Annotated in this window: 16 protein-coding genes, 1 tRNA gene and 4 pseudogenes; 17 read left to right on the top strand and 4 right to left on the bottom strand. The window is 60.7% G+C overall.

Annotation, left to right across the window (positions count from 1 at the left end; genetic code table 11):
- Window positions 1–48: 48 nt before the first annotated feature.
- Window positions 49–1812, top strand: a complete 1764-nt coding sequence (locus tag Thiosp_RS13040; protein ID WP_201067960.1) for an Hsp70 family protein — start codon at window positions 49–51, stop codon at window positions 1810–1812.
- Window positions 1813–2055: 243 nt separating this feature from the next.
- Here the strand turns inward: Thiosp_RS13040 and Thiosp_RS13035 are convergent, their stop codons facing one another.
- The gene (locus Thiosp_RS13035) at window positions 2056–4473 is read right to left on the bottom strand and encodes a DNA internalization-related competence protein ComEC/Rec2 (protein WP_242518722.1); all 2418 of its coding nucleotides are present in this window, start codon (window positions 4471–4473) and stop codon (window positions 2056–2058) included.
- Between the two features lie 48 nt (window positions 4474–4521).
- Here Thiosp_RS13035 and Thiosp_RS13030 point away from each other — a divergent pair.
- Window positions 4522–4938: pseudogene (locus tag Thiosp_RS13030) on the top strand (DUF2062 domain-containing protein); the annotation flags it as partial.
- A gap of 83 nt (window positions 4939–5021) precedes the next feature.
- On the opposite strand, the gene lolD reads toward Thiosp_RS13030, so the two are convergent.
- A complete protein-coding gene (gene lolD, locus Thiosp_RS13025; protein WP_201067958.1) occupies window positions 5022–5828 on the bottom strand; it encodes a lipoprotein-releasing ABC transporter ATP-binding protein LolD in 807 nt (268 codons plus the stop codon).
- Complete coding sequence (locus Thiosp_RS13020; protein WP_201067957.1) at window positions 5821–7074, bottom strand: lipoprotein-releasing ABC transporter permease subunit; 1254 nt, start codon at window positions 7072–7074, stop codon at window positions 5821–5823. Before Thiosp_RS13020 ends, lolD begins: the two co-directional genes overlap by 8 nt.
- 303 nt (window positions 7075–7377) lie before the next feature.
- Here Thiosp_RS13020 and rpsU point away from each other — a divergent pair, with 303 nt between their 5' ends.
- The 15 genes and pseudogenes from rpsU to Thiosp_RS12945 all read left to right on the top strand — a co-directional run.
- Window positions 7378–7593: a 30S ribosomal protein S21 gene (gene rpsU / locus Thiosp_RS13015; protein WP_201067956.1), complete on the top strand. Its 216-nt coding sequence runs from the start codon at window positions 7378–7380 to the stop codon at window positions 7591–7593.
- A 9-nt stretch (window positions 7594–7602) separates the two neighbouring features.
- Entirely contained in the window at window positions 7603–8046 is a 444-nt protein-coding gene (locus Thiosp_RS13010; RefSeq protein ID WP_201067955.1) for a GatB/YqeY domain-containing protein, read from the top strand.
- A gap of 110 nt (window positions 8047–8156) precedes the next feature.
- Complete coding sequence (gene dnaG / locus Thiosp_RS13005; protein WP_201067954.1) at window positions 8157–9944, top strand: DNA primase; 1788 nt, start codon at window positions 8157–8159, stop codon at window positions 9942–9944.
- Window positions 9945–10200: 256 nt separating this feature from the next.
- On the top strand, window positions 10201–12015 hold the full coding sequence (gene rpoD, locus Thiosp_RS13000; RefSeq protein WP_201067953.1) for an RNA polymerase sigma factor RpoD: 1815 nt from the start codon (window positions 10201–10203) through the stop codon (window positions 12013–12015).
- Between the two features lie 66 nt (window positions 12016–12081).
- Window positions 12082–12157, top strand: a tRNA-Ile gene (locus tag Thiosp_RS12995).
- Between the two features lie 240 nt (window positions 12158–12397).
- On the top strand, window positions 12398–12601 hold the full coding sequence (locus tag Thiosp_RS12990; RefSeq protein ID WP_201067952.1) for a restriction endonuclease subunit S domain-containing protein: 204 nt from the start codon (window positions 12398–12400) through the stop codon (window positions 12599–12601).
- 25 nt (window positions 12602–12626) lie between these two features.
- Complete coding sequence (locus Thiosp_RS12985; RefSeq protein WP_201067951.1) at window positions 12627–12908, top strand: hypothetical protein; 282 nt, start codon at window positions 12627–12629, stop codon at window positions 12906–12908.
- Between the two features lie 103 nt (window positions 12909–13011).
- Window positions 13012–13230: a toxin-antitoxin system HicB family antitoxin gene (locus Thiosp_RS12980; protein ID WP_201067950.1), complete on the top strand. Its 219-nt coding sequence runs from the start codon at window positions 13012–13014 to the stop codon at window positions 13228–13230.
- Window positions 13214–13783: pseudogene (locus tag Thiosp_RS12975) on the top strand (type I restriction endonuclease); the annotation flags it as partial. The gene Thiosp_RS12980 and the pseudogene Thiosp_RS12975, both read left to right, overlap by 17 nt.
- A gap of 52 nt (window positions 13784–13835) precedes the next feature.
- A pseudogene (locus Thiosp_RS12970) lies at window positions 13836–14135 on the top strand (hypothetical protein); the annotation flags it as partial.
- Between the two features lie 97 nt (window positions 14136–14232).
- A complete protein-coding gene (locus Thiosp_RS12965) occupies window positions 14233–14640 on the top strand; it encodes a type I restriction enzyme endonuclease domain-containing protein (protein ID WP_242518754.1) in 408 nt (135 codons plus the stop codon).
- Between the two features lie 155 nt (window positions 14641–14795).
- Window positions 14796–15266: a type II toxin-antitoxin system VapC family toxin gene (locus Thiosp_RS12960; RefSeq protein WP_201067948.1), complete on the top strand. Its 471-nt coding sequence runs from the start codon at window positions 14796–14798 to the stop codon at window positions 15264–15266.
- 2 nt (window positions 15267–15268) lie between these two features.
- On the top strand, window positions 15269–15520 hold the full coding sequence (locus tag Thiosp_RS12955) for a hypothetical protein (protein ID WP_201067947.1): 252 nt from the start codon (window positions 15269–15271) through the stop codon (window positions 15518–15520).
- Window positions 15521–15705: 185 nt separating this feature from the next.
- Window positions 15706–16023, top strand: coding sequence for a hypothetical protein (locus tag Thiosp_RS12950; protein WP_201067946.1), 318 nt, complete (start codon window positions 15706–15708; stop codon window positions 16021–16023).
- 164 nt (window positions 16024–16187) lie between these two features.
- Window positions 16188–17321, top strand: a pseudogene (locus Thiosp_RS12945) (ISNCY family transposase); the annotation flags it as partial.
- A 15-nt stretch (window positions 17322–17336) separates the two neighbouring features.
- Here Thiosp_RS12945 and Thiosp_RS12940 read toward each other — a convergent pair.
- On the bottom strand, window positions 17337–18503 hold the full coding sequence (locus Thiosp_RS12940) for an IS4 family transposase (protein ID WP_323696460.1): 1167 nt from the start codon (window positions 18501–18503) through the stop codon (window positions 17337–17339).
- Window positions 18504–18646 lie beyond the last annotated feature (143 nt).

Below are 18646 nucleotides of genomic sequence, written 5' to 3'. Positions count from 1 at the left end.
AAGCATGCATCAGAAGAACATTCATCAAAACGCACGGAATCCTAAGCTGTGACTGACATCATCATCGGTATCGACCTGGGTACCACCAACTCGGAAGTGGCCGTGGTGCGCGATGGGCGCCCGGAGATTCTCGCCATCGACGGTGCCAAGCTGCTGCCATCGGTGGTCGGTTTGGGCGACGACGGCAACCTGCTGGTCGGTCAGGCCGCACGCAATCAGTACAGTTTGTATCCGGAGCGCACCATCCGCTCGGTCAAGCGGCGCATGGGCGAGGATGTGCATCTGAGCCTGGGCGAGCAGTCCTATCGCCCGCAGGAAATCTCCGCGCTCATCTTAAAGCGCCTGAAGCAAGCCGCCGAGCAGCATCTCGGCGAATCCGTCGGCAAGGCGGTGATCACGGTCCCGGCCTATTTCTCCGACGCCCAGCGCCAGGCCACCCGCGATGCGGGCGAACTGGCCGGGCTCGAGGTGGTGCGCATCATCAATGAGCCCACCGCCGCCGCGCTCGCCTACGAGGCCGATCATCAGGGCAGCCGCACCATCCTGGTCTACGACCTTGGCGGCGGCACCTTCGACGTTTCGGTGGTGCGCATGACCGCCGACATCACCGAGGTGCTTGCCAGCCATGGCAACAACCAGCTTGGCGGCGACGATTTCGACGCCCGCTTGGTCGAGCATGTGTTGAACCATCTCAAAAACGAGCATGGCATCGCGTCGCTGGAAGACCGCAGCGCCCTTGCCCGCATTCAGCGCGCCTGCGAAGCGGCCAAGATCACCCTCAGCGACTCCCCCTTCGCGCGCATCGAGGAGGAGTACCTGCTCGAGCACCAAGGCCAGCCACTCAACCTGTCGCTCGAGATCTCGCGCAGCGACTACGAGGACCTGATCAAGAGCTATATCGACGAAACCCTCGAGGCCGTGCACACCGCGCTCAAGGGCGCTGGCCTGGCGGTGGCCGATCTCGACGAGGTGCTGCTGGTCGGCGGCAGCACGCGCACGCCGCTGATTCAGGAGCGCCTGGAACAGATTCTCGGCATGCAGCCGCGCGCCGAGGTCGATCCGGACCTGTGCGTCGCCGCCGGCGCAGCCATTCAGGCCGCTGTTATCAGCGGGCAGACGGTCGCCTCGGTGTTGGTCGATGTCACGCCCTACACCTTCGGCACCAGCGCCTTCGGGGACTTCAATGGCGAGCCCTATCCATTCGTTTATGTGCCGGTGATTCGCAAGAACACGCCGCTGCCCGTGACCAAGAGCGAAGCCTTCCAGACCATGTACGACGGTCAGACCAAGATCGAGGTGCATGTCTACCAGGGCGAGGACCCGGACGCGCTCAATAACACCGAGATCGGCTCCTTCCACGTTGAGGGGCTGGGCGACGTGCCGGCCGGCAATGTCATCGTCATGACCTTCACGCTCGACTTAAACGGCATTTTGCAGGTGACCGCGAGCGAGAAGCGCACCGGGCTGGAAAAGCAGATCACCATTGACAACGCCACCGCGCGTTTCGAGGAGCAGGAGCTGGAGGCCGCCCGCAACCGGCTCTCGGCCCTGATCGACGGCGAGGCCGAGCGAGTCGACGATGATGCGGCCACTGGCGCGGCCAGCGATACCGCCGCGCGGCGCGAGAATGTCCAGGCCCAGGCGTTGATCGAAAAGGCCGAGCGCTTGATGGAAAGCGCCAATGCCGACGACAAGGAAGATCTGGTCGATATGACCGAAGCCGTGCGCGACGCGCTCGAGGCCAATGACCCGGCGGCCATCGAGCGAACCATGGCGGAGCTCTCCGACCTGGTGTTTTACCTGGAGTCCTGAGCCAGGGGGTAGTATCGATGGATCGTTGCCCCAACTGCCGTGCCCGCTATGATGGCAACCCGAATTGCCGCCGCTGCGGCATGGCACTCGAGCGACTCGCCGAGATCGAGGTTGCGGCGGAGCGCAAGCTGCGCGTCGCCGTGACGGCCCTGGCGGACGGAAACCGGTCGCTCGCAGCCAGGCTGCTGCGCGATGCGCAGGGGTTGAAATCTCAGCCCTTGGCCAGCGAGCTTCTGGGTTTCATCAGGGCGCTGGATGATGGCGCCACAATCGGTCGCGCTGCGCCCGCGCCAGCTCCGGCGGCCCCAGCGGCGGCCGAGCCGGCAGCAGAAAGGAGATGGCGCCAGTGGTAGCCGTGTTCAGCGACGGAATGCCAAGATGATCGACGCGCTCAGACACCACCTTGGCCGGAAATCCATAGCGATTGGCGAAACCCGCCGAGTAGATCACCCAGCGCGGATCGACCTGTTCTAGAAAAACGCGCGCTGAGGATGTTGCGCTGCCGTGATGCCCGGCCACCAGAACCTCGGCGCGCAGGGCTTGGCCATATTCGCGGACCAATCCGGCCTCGATGCGGTTGCCAGCATCACCGCTCAGCAGCAGGCTGGCACCGCCGGTGGTGATTTTCAGCACGCAGGAGCTGTCGTTGCCTTCCAGTTGCGTCGCAGCACTCGGGTGCAAGATGGCCAGCTCAACGCCGTCCCAGTGCCACTGCTGGCCGGCCTGACAGGGCTCGGCAGTGACGCCGGATGACAGTGCCGACTCCAGCTCGGCCGGCTCTCCGCTCAGCAGCCGTGCGACCGGATTCTCCTCAAGCAGCCCGGACAGCCCGCCGGCATGGTCTTGATCGGCATGGCTGACCACCAGCAGATCGACCTCCCCGATGCCAAGGGCGCGCAGATAGGGCGCGACCACCGCCGTGCCGGTATTGAAGCCGCTGGGAAAGCGCGGCCCCAGATCATAGACCAGGGTGTGTCGCGCGGTGCGGATGACTACCGCCAGCCCCTGACCGACGTCGAGCACCGTGACGGCCGCCGTTCCAGGCGCCGGCGGCAGCGGCCGCACCAGCAGCAGCGGAAGCAAATATATCAATCCCAGCCAACGCCCTGGCAGGCCGCGCGGTGCCAGCAGCAGGGCCACGCCAGCAAAGGCCGCGCCCCAGACCCACAGCGGGCGCTCGCCCAGGCCGATGGTCGCCCAGGGCAACTCGGCCAGGGTTGCGAGAAGATTTAATCCGTGCTCGAGCCCGGCGCCGATTAAGGTCAAGGGTAAGGTCCAGCTGCTTGCCAGGCTGATCAGGGTGGCGAGCAGAATCGCGGGCAGCAGCACGGAGAACAGGGGCACCGCGATCAGGTTCACCGGCGGTGCGATCAAGGACGCGCGCCCAAACAGCAGCAATAACAGCGGCAGCAACCCCAAGGCAACCGTCCACTGGGCGCGGCTCCAGCCAGCGAACAGCGACGGCTGGCCCAGACGCCCGCCCAGGGCATAGAGCAGGGCGCTGACGGCGCCGAAGGACAGCCAGAATCCATAGGACAGCATGGCGAGCGGATCGACCAGCAGCACCGCCAGCAGCGCCAGACTGAGCGCGGCGAACGGACGCAAGGTGCGCCCGGCGATCAGCGCCACCAGCACCACGGCCAGCATCGCCAGGGCGCGCTGAGTCGAGACCGCGAATCCGGCCAGGGCGCTGTAACCCAGCGCGGCCAGCATTGCCATGACGGCGCCCGCACGCGGTGCGGCGAGCCACAGCGGCAGGGAGCCGGCCCTTGCCCAAAACCCGCGTGTCAGAAAGAAAGCCGCGGTCGCGATCAGCCCGATATGCAGTCCCGAGATGGCCAACAGATGGTTGGTGCCGGTGCGCGTGAGCACCTGCCAGTCCGGCGGCGTCAGCCCCTCGCGGTCTCCCAGCACCAAGGCTCGCACCAGGGCGGCGGCGCGCGTCTCGCCCAGGACAGCGATAATGCGTGCTCGCAACTGCTGGCGCAGGTGATTGAGCCACTGGTCGCCCGGACCGGCATCCAGCCGCCGGTTCTGGTCACTGTCGCGCACATAGCCGGTCGCGCCGATACCCTGCTGAAACAACCAGCGCTCGTAGTCGAATCCGGCCGGATTCACGAAGCCATGTGGCGGTTTAAGGCGCACCAGCAGACTCCAACGCTCCCCGGCCTTGATCTGCGGGGCGCCCTTGTACCAGCTCAGGCGCACTTGCTCGGGGAGCTCAAGCGGCTCGCTCGTTGAGGGGCTCTCTGGCTGCTGCTCCGCATCGAGCTGACGGCTGGCGCGCTCGATATGAAACAAAAAGCGCGCGCGCTCGCTGGTCTGATCCGGCAGTCCTGCGACCCGCCCTTGGATCAGCAGGTCCTGGCGCAACAAGGATTCGTCGAAGGGCTGGCACAGCAGCGGACAGCTGGCCCATTGCGCATGGGCGAATCCGACCAAGACCAACAGCAGCAAGCGCGGCCAGCGCCAACGCATGCCAGCCAGGGCGAGGACGGCACAGCTGCCGAGCAGCAGGGGAGCTGGTGCGAGATGGTCTTGTAGGAAAAATCCGCCGGCACCGAGCGCGAACGCCAGGGCCGTCGCCGGCAGGCCGCCGGGGATGAGGCGCGAAAATGCGAGGGATTGCGCTTGATCGCGAGGCTTTGTGGGTATAATCAAACCGGAGAATGAAAGCTGGATAAACTCAGGCGGAGTGATCGCTGAATCGTGAAACGCTGGCTGCAGCAGCGTCTGCCTGATCCCCGCGTCTTGGTGGAGCACTGGGCCCTGCGCCGTGTGGCACATCTGCTGCGCGAGCCGCAGCTGTGGGTGCTGAACCGACGCTCGGTCTCCGGTGGGGTCGCGCTTGGGTTTTTCATCCTCTGCCTGCCGCCGCTGGGTCAGCCGTTCTATGCCACGATCGGCGCCATCAAGCTGCGCGTCAACCTCCCTATCGCCTTCTCTCTGGTGTGGCTCAGCAATCCGCTGACCATCCCGCCGCTGTTCTATTTTGCCTATGTAATCGGCTGCCTGTTACTGCTGCGGCCGGTGCCACCGTTCAATGCCCATTTCTGGATCGACTGGCACAACTGGCTCGGCATCCTTGGGCCAGTCCTGCTCGGCAGCCTGGTGTGCGCCACAATCAGCGCCCTGATTGCCTACTGGACGGTGCAGGGCCTGTGGCGCTGGGCGGTGGTGCGGCGGCTCAATGCCCGCCGGCGTGCTCGCTATGCCCGATCGCTGCCAGGTCCACTATTGGGTTCGGCGCCTAATTCGGAACCGGCATCCGAATCAGCTCCAGCATCAACCCCAGCATCAGCATCGGAACCTGCTTCGGCAGCGGGCTGCGCATCCGCCACCAAGGCGCCATCCTCCAGCCGCAAGATGTGATCGGCGCGCGCGGCGAGTTCCAGATCATGCGTGACCAGCACCACGCTGGTGCCGATGTCGCGGTTCAGCTCCAACAGCAGATCATAAATATCAGCCGCGGTGCGCCGGTCGAGATTGCCCGTGGGCTCGTCGGCCAGCACGCAATCGGGCCGCGTCACCAGCGCCCGGGCGATGGCCACCCGCTGGCGCTCGCCGCCGGAGAGCTCCGAAGGCTTGTGCTCCACGCGTGCGGCTAGTCCGACGCGCGTGAGAATCGCGTTCGCCTGCTTGCGCGCATCGGCGGCGCTGGCCCCTCCGATCAACAGGGGCAGGGCGACATTCTCAAGCGCGGTAAGCTCACCAAGCAGATGGTGAAACTGATAGATAAACCCAAGCCGCTTGTTGCGGAGCAGCCCGCGCCGGCGCTCGGAGAGCTTGACGATGGGCTCGCCAGCCCAGCGCACCTCGCCGACGCTGGGCTGCTCGAGACCGCCCAGGCAATGCAACAGGGTGCTTTTGCCAGAGCCGGATGCACCCACCACGGCCACGCGCGCGCCGCGCTCGACCCGCAGATCGAGTTGGCGCAGGACTTTCACTTCCTGCGGACCTTCGCGAAAGGACTTGCCGAGGCCGATCGCCTCGAGCACGGGGGAGGGGTTATTCATAGCGCAATGCCTCGGCCGGGTCGGTGCGCGAGGCGCGCCAGGCGGGGTAGAGGGTGGCGAGCACCGACATCGCAAAGGCGCCGCCGGCGATGGTGACCACGTCGCTGAAGCGCACATCCGAGGGCAGGGCGCTGATGTAATAGATGCTGGGGTCCAGAAAATGCACCCCGAACATTTGCTCGATGGTCGCGACGATGCTCTCCACGTTCCAGCCGAGCAGCACCCCGCCGACCACGCCAAATAGCGTCCCGACCAGCCCGATGCTGGTGCCCTGCACCATGAAGATCGCCATCACCTTGCCCGGCGAGGCGCCGAGAGTGCGCAGCACGGCAATATCCCCGCGCTTGTCGGTCACCACCATCACCAGGGTGGAGACGATATTGAAGGCCGCCACGGCGACGATCAGAAAGAGAATAATCGCCATCATGCGCTTTTCGGTGCGCAGCGCGGCAAAGAAATTTCGATGTACCTGGGTCCAGTCGGTGACCCGATAGTAGCCCTCGAGCGTTGCGGCCACCTCGCGTGCGGTGCGCGGGGCCTGAAACATATCCGTCAGCTTAAGACGGATGCCACCGGCGGCGCCCTCGTTCAGGCGCATCAGCTTGGCCGCATCCACCATGTGCACAAAGGCCATGCCACGGTCGTAGTCAGCCATGCCAACCTGGAACAGACCGACGATGTTGAAGGCTTTAAGCCGCGGCATCACGCCGACTGGCGTGGCATTGACCTGAGGCGTGACCACTGTGACCTTGTCGCCCAGACCCACCCGCAGGATGTTGGCGAGCTCCGCGCCCAGGATGATATCGAACTCGCCCGGGATCAGGTTCTCAACGCGCCCGGCGATCATGTCCTCACGCAGGTCCGAGACCTGGTCTTCTTCCGCCGGCAGGATGCCGCGCAGCATGGCGGCATTGGTCTGACCGTTGCTCATCAGCATGGCCTCGATCTCGACAAAGGGCGCTGCACCCACCACATCCGGCGTGCCGCGCACCTGCGCGAGCAATTCTGGCCAGTTGGTCAGTCCGGCCGGATCGGCTGCGCTGATGGTGGCGTGCGAGGCCATGCCGAGGATGCGCTCCTGAATCTCCTTATGAAAGCCGTTCATCACCGACAGCACCACGATCAGTGCCACGATGCCGAGCATGATGCCCAGCATCGAGATCAGGGATATGAACGAAATAAAGTGGTTACGACGCTTGGCGCGGGTGTAGCGCAAGCCGATGAACAACGGCAGGGGATGAAACATGGATTGGGTGACTGCTTGAGTGACTGTTTTTTGGTGTTGGCTGATGGTGTTGGCTGGTGGTGTAAGGTCGGGGTGTCTGTCGCTAGTTGACTTTGGGAATGGCTGGTCAGAGCTGGGCCGCACTGGGCCGAGCTGATTTTGGTGGGGCAGGGCAGGGCTAGGCTGACGCGCGCCAAGTCGATGGGCGACAAACGGATTGCACACCGGTAGCTGCGCACGTTATCATTCGCGGTTGTTTTATTCCAAGCACTTTTGCTGCTTCTCTCTAACAACCTTTTTTCCGTCACTGATTGGGATTGTTGCATGCCAAACGTTCGTGTCAAAGAAAACGAGCCTTTCGAGGTCGCCCTGCGTCGCTTCAAGCGCTCCTGTGAGAAAGCCGGGATTCTCGCCGAGGTCCGCCGCCGGGAGTTCTACGAGAAGCCAACGGCTGAGCGCAAACGCAAGAAAGCCGCCGCCGTCAAACGTCATCACAAGAAGCTGTCGCGCGAGTCGCGCCGCTGGGAACGCCCGTTCTAGGCAATAACCATGCTCAAGCAGCGCCTGCAGGATGATATGAAAGCCGCGCTCAAGGGCGGCGACAAGGAGCGTCTGGGTACCATTCGGCTCATCAACGCCGCGATCAAGCAACGCGAGGTCGATGAGCGTATCGAGCTTGACGACACGGCGGTGCTCGCCGTGCTCGAGAAAATGATCAAGCAACGGCGGGACTCACACGCGCAGTACCAGGATGCCGGGCGTGAGGACCTGGCAGAGAAGGAGGCCGCCGAGATCCTGGTCTGCCAAGCCTATATGCCCGAGCCGCTGAGCGATGCCGAGATCGATGCCTGCATCGACGCGGCCTTGGCCGAGACGGGCGCCAGCTCCATGCGCGACATGGGCAAGGTGATGGGCATCATTAAGCCGCAAGTGCAAGGCCGTGCCGACATTGGCCAGATTAGCGCTCGAGTGAAACAGCGCCTGAATGCCTGAGCCGCCCCGTCTGTGAGTCGTCCGTCTATCGGATGCGCTCGCGCGGCGGAGCACGCACGCGGCGCTGAACGGTCGCAGACTTTTCCCGATTATCTGCTAGCTTAAAGTCCATGGCCGGCAGAATCCCACCCGAACTCAAAGAGCAGATTCTTGCGCGTACCGACATCGTCGAGATTGTCGGCGCGCGCGTGCCGCTGCGCCCGGCCGGGCAGCTCTACAAGGCATGCTGCCCTTTCCATCAGGAAAAAACGCCGTCCTTCATCGTCACGCCAGGGCGACAGAGCTATCACTGCTTTGGCTGTGGGGTTCATGGCGACGCGATCAGCTTCCTGATGGAATACGATCGGATGAACTTTCCGGAAGCCATTGAAGAACTTGCCAGCCGCGCGGGCATTGCTCTGCCAGAGGCGGGAGCCACTGGCGAGCCCGATACCCCCGCGCCCGATCTCAGCCCGTTGTACCAGGTGCTCGAGGATGCCGCTGCGCTTTACTGCGCGCAGCTTCGCGAGGACCCGCGCGCCATCGCTTACCTGAAAGAGCGCGGGCTGACCGGCGAGATCGCGATGGAATTCGGCCTTGGTTTCGCACCGCAAGGTTGGGATTTTCTGCTATCCAGGCTCGGTCGTGATTCCGCCCGGCAGCAGGCGCTGATCGACGCCGGCCTGGTCATCGAGCGCGAAAAAGATGGCGAAACAAGACGGTACGACCGTTTTCGCAACCGCATTATGTTCCCGATCCGCGATCGTCGCGGCCGTGTCATTGCCTTCGGCGGACGGGTGCTCGACCAATCCGAGCCCAAGTACCTCAACTCGCCCGAGACGCCGGTGTATCACAAGGGCGGCGAGCTTTACGGATTGTTTGAGGCGCGCGAGCGCCAGCGCCAGCTCTCGCGTCTGTTGATTGTCGAGGGCTACATGGATGTTATCGCACTCACCCAATTTGGGCTGCCCTATGCGGTCGCCACCCTCGGCACCGCCACCACCGCCGATCAGGTCCAGCGACTCAAGCGCCAGGCAGACGAGCTGATTTATTGTTTCGATGGGGACAAAGCGGGGCGCGCCGCGGCCTGGAAAGCCCTGCGCGTGAGTCTGCCCTTTGCCGCCGAGCGCCTGACCCTGCGTTTTCTGTTGCTGCCGCCTGGCCATGACCCGGACTCCCTGCTGCGCGCAGAGGGCCTTGATGCCTTCGAGACGCGCCTCGCGCAGGCCCAGCTGCTGTCGGATTTCCTGTTCGACGCCCTGCGCGAGCACTCCGATCTAAACTCTGCCGAGGGCCGCGCGCGCTGCGATGCCGAAGCGCGCGAGCTGATCGCCCTGGCACCCGAAGGCACCTACCGGAAACTGCTGCTGCAACAACTCGAGGGGCTGATCGGTATTCGCAACCCGGCGATCGTGCCTTCTCCCGCGGCGAAAGCTCCCTCGGGCTGGCGCGCGCGCCCCCCGCGCGCAGCGCCAGTGCGCGGGCGACTGACAGCGGTGCGGCTTGCCTCCGCGCTGCTGCTCCAGCGTCCGCGGCTGGCGCTCGCCGCGCGCGAGATACCGGAGCAGTGGACAGAACTGGACGAGGACGGCATGGAATTGCTCAACGAAATCCTTGCGCACGCCGACGCCGACCCCGATATGACCCCGGAAATGCTGCGGGAATGTTTCCGCGACAGTGAGCACGAGCCCTTTGTGACGGAACTTGAAGGCCCGCATTTGACTCAACATATTCCCGAGACCGGCATGGAACTCGAATTTGTCGGTGCGCTGTCCGCACTCTGCCGCGAGGCCGAGCGCGAGCGGCGCTTTCGCATGCTCAGCAGTGGGCAACTCGGGGGTCTCGCCGGCGCCAGCAGTGCGGTGACGGCCATGAATCACACGCCGAAAAGTCGCGAAACATCCAACCAAGGCGGTTGATGGTCCGCGCCGGATCGGCATTCCTATGTTATACTTGGGAGTTTCGCATCGTCCGTGTCGACTTGATTCTCCGTCTCGGCGCAGGCCTTCTTTCGCCTTGGGTGCCGCGTTCTTCGTGCGCGCGACAAATGGCCCAGAATTGGGCTCAGAACTGAGCCAGAACCGAGTTCAGAACTGGCCCCAAAACCGGCTCCAGAACCCCGGCGAGATGGATCGTGCGTGTTAGCCATATTCGACCAGATTCGATAGGTACTTTATGGACCAGGAACAGCAACAGGCGTCGCAGTTAAAACAGTTGATCGCAAAGGGTAAGGATCAGGGCTTCCTGACCTACACCGAGGTGAACGACCATCTGCCGGACGGCATCGTCGAGCCCGAGCAGATCGAAGACATCGTGCGCATGATCAACGACATGGGCATCACAGTCCATGAGACGGCGCCGTCAGAAGTCGACCAACTCAGCGACTCTGCCGTCGCCGATGACGAGGCCGCTGAGGCCGCTGCCGCCGCGCTGGCGTCGGTCGATAGTGAATTCGGCCGCACCACCGATCCCGTGCGCATGTACATGCGCGAGATGGGCACCGTCGAGCTGCTCACGCGCGAGGGCGAATTGCGCATCGCCAAGCGGATCGAAGAAGGCCTCAATCAGGTCTTGGGTGCGCTTTCGGTCTACCCCAAGACCGTCGGCGTGCTGCTTGAACTGTTCAATCAGGTCGAGCGCGAGGAAATGCGCATCACCGACGTGATCACCGGCTTTGACGACGGCAGCGACGAAATTGCCGAGCCCGTCAACAAAGGGGCGGCCAAGGATGCCACCACCACTGACGACAATGCCGAGGAAGAGGTCGTCGACACAGGCCCCGATCCAGAAGAGTTTGCTCAGCGCGTCAAGGCGCTGCGGGATAACTACGAACGCCTGATTCTCAATCTGCACGACTACGGGCGCGATGACGATCGCACTCGTTATGCGCTTGAGCGGGTGTCGGAGGAATTCCTCGGCTTCAAGCTGGTTGCCGCCGTCTTCAACGACCTGATCCGCATTCTGCGCCAGACGATCGAACGCATTCGCGCGCAGGAACGCCAGGTCCTGGGGCTGTGCGTCGATGGTGCCCGCATGCCGCGGAAGGTCTTCATCGATTCCTTCCCTGACAACGAGACCAACCCCAACTGGCTCGACGAGCACCTGGCATCAGGCCAGAAATACTCCGGTCGCCTAGGCGAGTATGCCGAGGAAATCCGCCGTGCTCAGCGCCGACTGCAGGAGCTGGAAGAAGAAAACGTCCTCAAGATCGGCGAGATCAAGGAAATCAACCGCAAGATGTCCATCGGCGAGGCCAAGGCCCGTCGCGCCAAGAAGGAGATGGTCGAGGCCAACCTGCGCCTGGTCATCTCCATCGCCAAGAAATACACCAACCGCGGCTTGCAGTTCCTTGATCTGATTCAGGAAGGCAACATCGGCCTGATGAAAGCCGTGGATAAATTCGAATACCGGCGCGGCTACAAATTCTCCACCTACGCCACTTGGTGGATTCGTCAAGCGATCACTCGCTCGATCGCTGATCAGGCACGCACCATCCGCATCCCGGTGCACATGATTGAGACCATCAACAAGCTCAATCGCATCTCACGCCAGATGGTGCAGGAAATGGGCCGCGAAGCCACGCCCGAGGAACTTGCCACGCGCATGGAAATGCCCGAGGACAAAGTCCGCAAGGTGCTCAAGATCGCCAAAGAGCCCATCTCCATGGAAACCCCCATCGGCGACGATGAAGACTCCCACCTCGGCGACTTCATTGAGGACTCCACCGTCATCTCCCCGGTCGACTCCGCCACCGCCGAGGGCCTGCGCGAGGCCACCCAGAACATGCTCGCCAGCCTCACCTCGCGCGAGGCCAAGGTCCTGCGCATGCGCTTCGGCATCGACATGAACACTGACCACACCCTCGAAGAAGTTGGCAAGCAATTCGACGTCACCCGCGAGCGCATCCGTCAGATTGAAGCCAAAGCCCTGCGCAAGCTCCGCCATCCCACCCGTTCGGACAAACTGCGCAGCTTCATCGAAACCGAATAAAGCCCCTCGCGCCATCCGACTCGGCCCCCCACCCACCGAGCCGATGGCGCCCGCTCCCACCAACAAGGGCCGTTAGCTCAGCGGTTAGAGCAGGGGACTCATAATCCCTTGGTCCGGGGTTCAAATCCCTGACGGCCCACCAATAAAAACAGCAGCTTAGCTTGATTTTAGTTAAGCTTTGACTTTGCGTTTCGTCTTCCGGGTAACGCTTCGGGTAACATTTTGCGGGCGTTAGGCGATGCTTGGAACTGTTATTCGCTGGTCTCTAGCCCTCGCATCTTGCACCTAGATTATGCTCACTTCCCGGTGAGCTAGTCCGGTTTGGATATAACCGCGTGCAAGTCCCCAAGAGAACACCCGACTCATGTAGGATTTCTCTCGATTGGCTGAATATCCAGTGGTTATCCCTGACGAGCCTGTTTGGCTTGCTCTGTCCGATGTACTAACCCTTATTTTCGAGGAAATCAGGGCAGCTGGTGAGGAATCCCGCACCCTCGCCCAAACCCGCGATCTCCTCCTCCCCAAACTGATGTCCGGCGAAATCCGCCTGCGCGACGCCGAGCGTGCGGTGGATGCGGTGTTGTGATCCCAACCATGAGGTCTGACCAAGAATGACCATCCTGCAAAGCCAAATCGACGACGCGCCCAGACAATTGTGCATCGACCTGCCGCCGGAGTGGGAGCACCGCCGCCTGCAAGTGATCGTGCGCCCGCTCGTGGAAGGTTCCCCAAAGACCCGCGCGGTCGAACCGCCCAATGAATCGGCAAACTTTTGGCAATCCGTGCTGAACATGCGCGCCGCGCGCGATTTCGAGCCAATTGACTGGGCGCCTGGAGAGATCGATAGCTGGCGGGATCGCTCCACTCAGGAGCCGTTCTCATGGCTCGATTGAGCTATTTGCTGGACACCAATGTCCTCTCCGAACCCTTAGCGAAAACGCCAAATCCTGGAGTGGTGCAAAACCTTGAAGTATTGGAAAACTGGTTTACGCCATCATGACTTCGCTCACCCTGACACTACCCGACGAGACCTATCAGCGCCTCGATGAGATCGCGCAAGATCGCGGCCAGAGCATCGACGCCATGGCCGGCCATCTAGTCGCCGACGCCGACGCCGAGGCACGCTTTCACGCCCGCGCCCAGCGTGGCCAAGGCCAGCACGCGCGCGGACTCGAAGTGCTCGACAAGGCGATGGGCGATGGCGTTTCTCACTGAGGCCGACATCGAGCAAGCCCTGCTCGCCGAACTGGGCGATCTCGGCTACCAGACCACCACCGAGGCGCAGATCGGCCACGATGGTCCCGCCGCCGAGCGCGAGGCCTTCGCCGATGTGCTGCTGCTGGGGCGCCTGCAGGCCGCCATCGACCGGCTCAACCCCGAGTTGCCGCCCGAGGCCCGCGCCGATGCCCTGCGCCAGGTGGTGGCCACCGTCTCCCCGTCGCTGATTGAGGAGAACCGCCGCCTGCATGGCCTGATCACCGAGGGTGCCAAGATCGAGTATTACGCCAAGGATGGCACCCTGATCGGCGGCCGCGTCTGGCTGATCGACTTCGAGCACCCGGACAAGAACGACTGGCTCGCCGTCGGCCAGTTTACCGTGATCGAGGCCGGCCAAAACCGCCGCGCCGATGTGGTGATCTTCATCAACGGCCTGCCGCTGGTGGTGGAGCTGAAAAGCCCGAGCAGCGTGCAGGCGACCATCACGCACGCCTACAACCAACTGCAAACCTACAAGGCCGAAATTCCCAGCCTGTTTCGCACCAATGCTGCGCTGGTGATCTCCGATGGCCAGATGGCCCGCATCGGCTCCCTGACCGCCAATGCCGAGCGCTTCATGCGCTGGCTGCACCGTCGATGGCGAGACCATCGCCCCAGACGGCACCCCCGAGCAGCCGGTGCTGGTCCAGGGCGTGCTGGCGCGCGAGCGGCTGCTGACCCTGCTGCGCGAGTTCACTGTCTTTGGGCGCACCGAGGCCGGGCCGATCAAGATCCTCGCCGGCTATCACCAATACCAAGCGGTGCGCAAGGCGATCTCGACCACCATCGACGCCACCAATCCGACCGGCGACCGCCGCATCGGCGTGATCTGGCACACCCAAGGCTCCGGCAAAAGCCTGCTGATGGCCTTCTACGTCGGCCAACTGGTGCGCCACCCGGCCATGGCCAACCCGACCATCGTCGAGCAACGTCACCGAAAGCCGCAAATTCTCCGAACGCCTGGAAGACGCCATCGCCCGCTATCACACCAACGCCATCAGCACCGTGGAGGTGCTGCAAGAGCTGATCGACATGGCGAAGGAAGTCCGCGCGGCCCAAGCGCGTGGCGAGGCGGAAGGGCTCAGCCAAGAGAAGCTGGCCTTCTACGATGCCCTAGCCGAGAACGAAAGCGCCGTCGAGGTCATGGGCAGCGATGAACTCAAGGTCATCGCCCATGAACTGCTGGTGAAGCTCCAAGGCAACATCACCGTCGATTGGGCACATCGGGAAAACGCGGGCCAAGATCCGGGTACTGGTGAAGCGCGTCTTGCGCAAGTACGGGTAACCGCCGGACTTGCAGGCAACGGCCGTGCAAACGGTGTTAGCGCAGGCGGAGGTTTGGTCGGCGGAGTGGGTGAGGTGACGTAGAAACACTCCAACCCGCAGCGCCGTTCCAGGCACAACTTGTCGGATAGCGGTAATAGTCATAAACTCAGAATCCACGGATATGAAAGCCAGCAATCCCGTCAAAGCCGGTCGGAAGGTCAGCGTTTTGTGCTAGCTCCATCATCACAATCTGACACATGAAACCCAAGGTTTACGTCGAAACGTCCATCATCAGCTATCTCACAGCTCGAGCTAGCCGTGACATCGTCGTGGCAGGCAACCAGGAGACAACGCGAGAATGGTGGGATCGCCGGGACGATTTTGAACTCTTTGTCTCCCAGTTCGTGCTGCAGGAAGCGGCGGCTGGTGATCCGGGTGCGGCTCAGCAACGCTTGAATGTTCTCAACGGAATTCCAGAGCTTGAGATCACCGAAGCGGTCGACCGCATTGCCGAGACACTGCTAAGCCAAGCCGCCTTGCCGCCCACCGCCAAACTTGATGCCTTGCATATCGCCATCGCAGCCATTGGCGGGATGGACTACCTGCTCACATGGAACTGCACCCATATCGCAAATCCCTCTCTTCGTCACCCGATTAGCTTGACGATACAGACATTCGGCTACGAATCACCAATCATTTGCACGCCCCTCGAGTTACTGGAGGCATGAAGATGGCAACCAACTCAATCCTTAACGAACTCCACGCAATTCGCCGCGAATATGCCGAGCGGTTCAATCAAGACCTACACGCTATCTGTGACGACGCCCGCCGTAAACAGGGACAGAATGGCCGGCGCGTCGTTGCAGCGGCTCCCAGAGTGGCTATCGAGAAGGACAAAATTGACCAAGTCCCGGATCTTTTGCAGCTTGACATTAAAAACAAATCACCCCTGATCAAAAATAAACCGACCCTGGCCCCATAAATCACTGGCCCCATAAATCACAAGCGGATTTAGCCGAACCGATTGTAAATGGCGTTATCGCTGGTGTAGTTGTCACATCAATACTGATTCTTATATTTTCAATATTGTGGCGATCAAATATCACTCCTTGGGTTGAAAACCTACTGTACAAAGACACCAAAATAGAGGGTGTTTGGAACGGAATATTGGTTCCATTTGTCGGCATAGAGGAAATCGACAAACGAAGAATAAAAATTGCTTTTGGTATTGTCGAGCGTAGGCGTAGGAAGAGAGTACAAAAAAATGAGGAGTCCGCCTCAGAAGAAGATCAAAACAGATCTCTCAAGGTCGCAGCTTCTGAACAAGAACACGACAGTGAGCGAGATATTGAAGCAGAGTTAATTATAATAAATGCGCCCAAAGATGAAAATCATGATGCCGAGGACGAGCTTGTAGATAGTGCCTGGCCGAAAAGTGATTTTCACAAGCAAAGACAATGCGTTAGAATACGAAACGATTGGTGAAGTTTAGTCAATTTCTTGCTCCCTTAACCCCGGCGTATCCTGTGGCGATGGCAGGAAGAAGCGCAAGCAACTGAATGCATTAAGAATACTGGCTTTGCCGGCGGGCAATCGAGCCGCGCTGCACTGTCCCATCAACCCAAACTTCGTTCATACCAGCTTCTCCCATGCGTGACATCCTTCGTGCCCAGATGCAACTTGGCGAATGCGACATCGCTGCCATCGAGTTCGACTGCTTCTCCCGCGATGACATCCCGCGCCTGCTACGGGGCTTGCAGCACATCTACACCACCGAGGCGCTGCGCAATGAGGTCTTCGCCATCCTCGCCGATGTACTGCCGGTGCGCGCCGACGGCGAGGAGTTCGTCAGTGCCCAGACCGGGCGTCCGGGCATGTCGCAATGGCGCATTCTGGTCTTGGGCACCTTGCGCTTGGGGTTGAATGCCGACTACGACCGGGTGCAAGAACTCGCCAACCAGCATCGCCTGGTGCGCCAGATGCTCGGCCACAGCGACTGGGCCGACGAGCATCGCTACAGCCTGCAAACTCTCAAAGACAACCTGCGCCTGTTCACCCCGGAGCTGCTCGCGGGCATCAATGCCGTGGTGGTCAAGGCTGGACATGACTTGGTGAAACCGCATCCGGACTCCCCGCTGGAAGCGCGCTGCGATTCCTTCGTCGTTGAAACCGATGTGCACTTCCCCACCGACATCAATCTGCTCCAGGACGCCGTGCGCAAGACCATCGAGACCTCGGCGGCTTTCTGCAGCGACCATGGTCTGAGTGACTGGCGCCAGAGCGCCTACAACATCCGTTGCTTGAAACGAGCCTATCGGCGCGTGCAGCAACTCAAGCGCTCCACCTCCAAGGATGAAGCCAAGCGTGCGGCACGCGAAGAGGAGATCGATGCCGCTTACGGCGCTTACCTCGACATTGCCGAGCAGTTCCTCACTCGCGCCCGGGACACCCGCTACAAGCTCGTGGTGTTCCATCATGTCCCAGCCGAACAGTTCACCGCGCTCAATGATTACATCGACTATGCCGAACTGTTCATCGAACAGATCGATCGCCGTGTCTTGCAGGGCGAGCGCATCCCCCATGCCGAGAAGGTCTTCTCCATCTTCGAGCCTCATACCGAGTGGGTCAGCAAAGGCAAGGCCAGCACCCCGGTCGAGCTTGGCGTGCGCGTGGCCATCAGCGAGGATCAGTTTGGTTTCATCCTCCAGCATCGGGTGATGTTCGGTGAAACCGATGACCAAGTTGCCGTACCCATCGCCACCCACCTCAAAGCCTGCTACCCACTAGTGTCCCAACGTTTAATCTAATAAATTCAATTGCTTAGCGTTTTCCTGATCTGTGTATTTGTCGGGAACATGGTTAAGTAGTTGATTTATATGCACACGCTCGAACAACGTCAGGCTCAGAACCTGTAGCAAACTATACAGACTTTCATTGATATTCAATCGTTTCTTTACAATTGCTACTAATACATATGTCGAGATCGCTATCCAAATTTGCGATTTGACTGCATTTTCAGTCGTGCCAAAGAAAGCTTTTATGCGCAGGTGTTGCTTGATCCATTTAAAAAACAGTTCTACGTACCAGCGATTCCGATAAAGCTCTGTGATCGTGAATGCGGACAAAGCAAAGTTGTTTGTTAAGAAAACCAGTTCTTTATTCGTTGCTGGATCGATGAACTTAATGCGGCGAAGATGCTGCGGATAACGCAAGGCCGTATTGACACCTGTTAGAGAGACAGTTTGGTCGCATCTTAATCCGGTTGTCTTGTCGACCGGGCGAGAGTGCAATCTTCGCATCTTTGTATTCGATTTGGCGCGTATAACAAAAAAGGCCCCGGCGAGTTGAAAGCGATAAAGACGCTCAAAATCTAGATACGCACGATCCATGATATAGAAAGCGCCCGGCTCAATAGTCAGCAAATCTAGCGCCTTGACGTCATTCAGTTTTGCGTCGGAAATTGCGATAAAACTCGGTATGTTACCGCGTAGGTCCAGTAATGTATGGAGTTTTATGCCCGCTTTCGTGCGCCGAAAAGGCGCCCATGGAAAAACAGAAAGACAAAGATCGATTGTGGATGAGTCAAAGGCGTAAACTGTCTGCTCAAGGTCAAGCGCGAGTTTTTCGTTGCTATAGAGGCCACGGGCGATTTGAATTAGCGTGCTAGTGAAGTCGGCATAAATCCGCCAGTCACGGACCTGGTTGGCGTTAGCAAGGGTATTCCGCGATATCCCTCCACGAATACCCATGTGGTAAAGCTTGCTCGAATGCGCGCGCAGAGTCGTTTCAATATCTCGAAGGCTTTCCCGATAGGTCAGTTGCGCGAACATCATGCTTAGGAACTGATCGAGACACGAGAATGATTTGATCTTATGGTTGCCACGATAACGCGTCACGCACTGCCGAAAAGCCGGCAACGGAAGATGCTCGGTTAACTGTGAGAAAACGAGTTTGCCGGTATACATTCGCAATTAGCCTCCAGTCAAAGATTCCGGACGGAGGCTGGGCGAAATGAGCCGACGCGTTCAAGTCGATTTTCTCGAAAAATCCTAAATGTATATTAAATATAAGTACTTACGTGGACCGTGTACGAAACGTTGGGACACTA

Source organism: Thiorhodovibrio litoralis (genome assembly GCF_033954455.1).
In the GTDB taxonomy this organism is placed as follows: domain Bacteria; phylum Pseudomonadota; class Gammaproteobacteria; order Chromatiales; family Chromatiaceae; genus Thiorhodovibrio; species Thiorhodovibrio litoralis.
The sequence above is the reverse complement of the archived record's forward strand: the minus strand, read 5'-3'. Positions and strand labels throughout refer to the sequence as shown.

What these genes read in the sequence shown, in the direction of transcription:
- lolD (WP_201067958.1), bottom strand. Translation starts at nt 5,828, where the DNA reads ATGAATAACCCCTCCCCCGTGCTCGAGGCGATCGGCCTCGGCAAGTCC.
- dnaG (WP_201067954.1), top strand. Translation starts at nt 8,157, where the DNA reads ATGGCCGGCAGAATCCCACCCGAACTCAAAGAGCAGATTCTTGCGCGT.
- Thiosp_RS12985 (WP_201067951.1), top strand. Translation starts at nt 12,627, where the DNA reads ATGACCATCCTGCAAAGCCAAATCGACGACGCGCCCAGACAATTGTGC.
- rpsU (WP_201067956.1), top strand. Translation starts at nt 7,378, where the DNA reads ATGCCAAACGTTCGTGTCAAAGAAAACGAGCCTTTCGAGGTCGCCCTG.
- rpoD (WP_201067953.1), top strand. Translation starts at nt 10,201, where the DNA reads ATGGACCAGGAACAGCAACAGGCGTCGCAGTTAAAACAGTTGATCGCA.
- Thiosp_RS12960 (WP_201067948.1), top strand. Translation starts at nt 14,796, where the DNA reads ATGAAACCCAAGGTTTACGTCGAAACGTCCATCATCAGCTATCTCACA.
- Thiosp_RS12940 (WP_323696460.1), bottom strand. Translation starts at nt 18,503, where the DNA reads ATGTATACCGGCAAACTCGTTTTCTCACAGTTAACCGAGCATCTTCCG.
- Thiosp_RS13020 (WP_201067957.1), bottom strand. Translation starts at nt 7,074, where the DNA reads ATGTTTCATCCCCTGCCGTTGTTCATCGGCTTGCGCTACACCCGCGCC.
- Thiosp_RS12980 (WP_201067950.1), top strand. Translation starts at nt 13,012, where the DNA reads ATGACTTCGCTCACCCTGACACTACCCGACGAGACCTATCAGCGCCTC.
- Thiosp_RS12955 (WP_201067947.1), top strand. Translation starts at nt 15,269, where the DNA reads ATGGCAACCAACTCAATCCTTAACGAACTCCACGCAATTCGCCGCGAA.
- Thiosp_RS13010 (WP_201067955.1), top strand. Translation starts at nt 7,603, where the DNA reads ATGCTCAAGCAGCGCCTGCAGGATGATATGAAAGCCGCGCTCAAGGGC.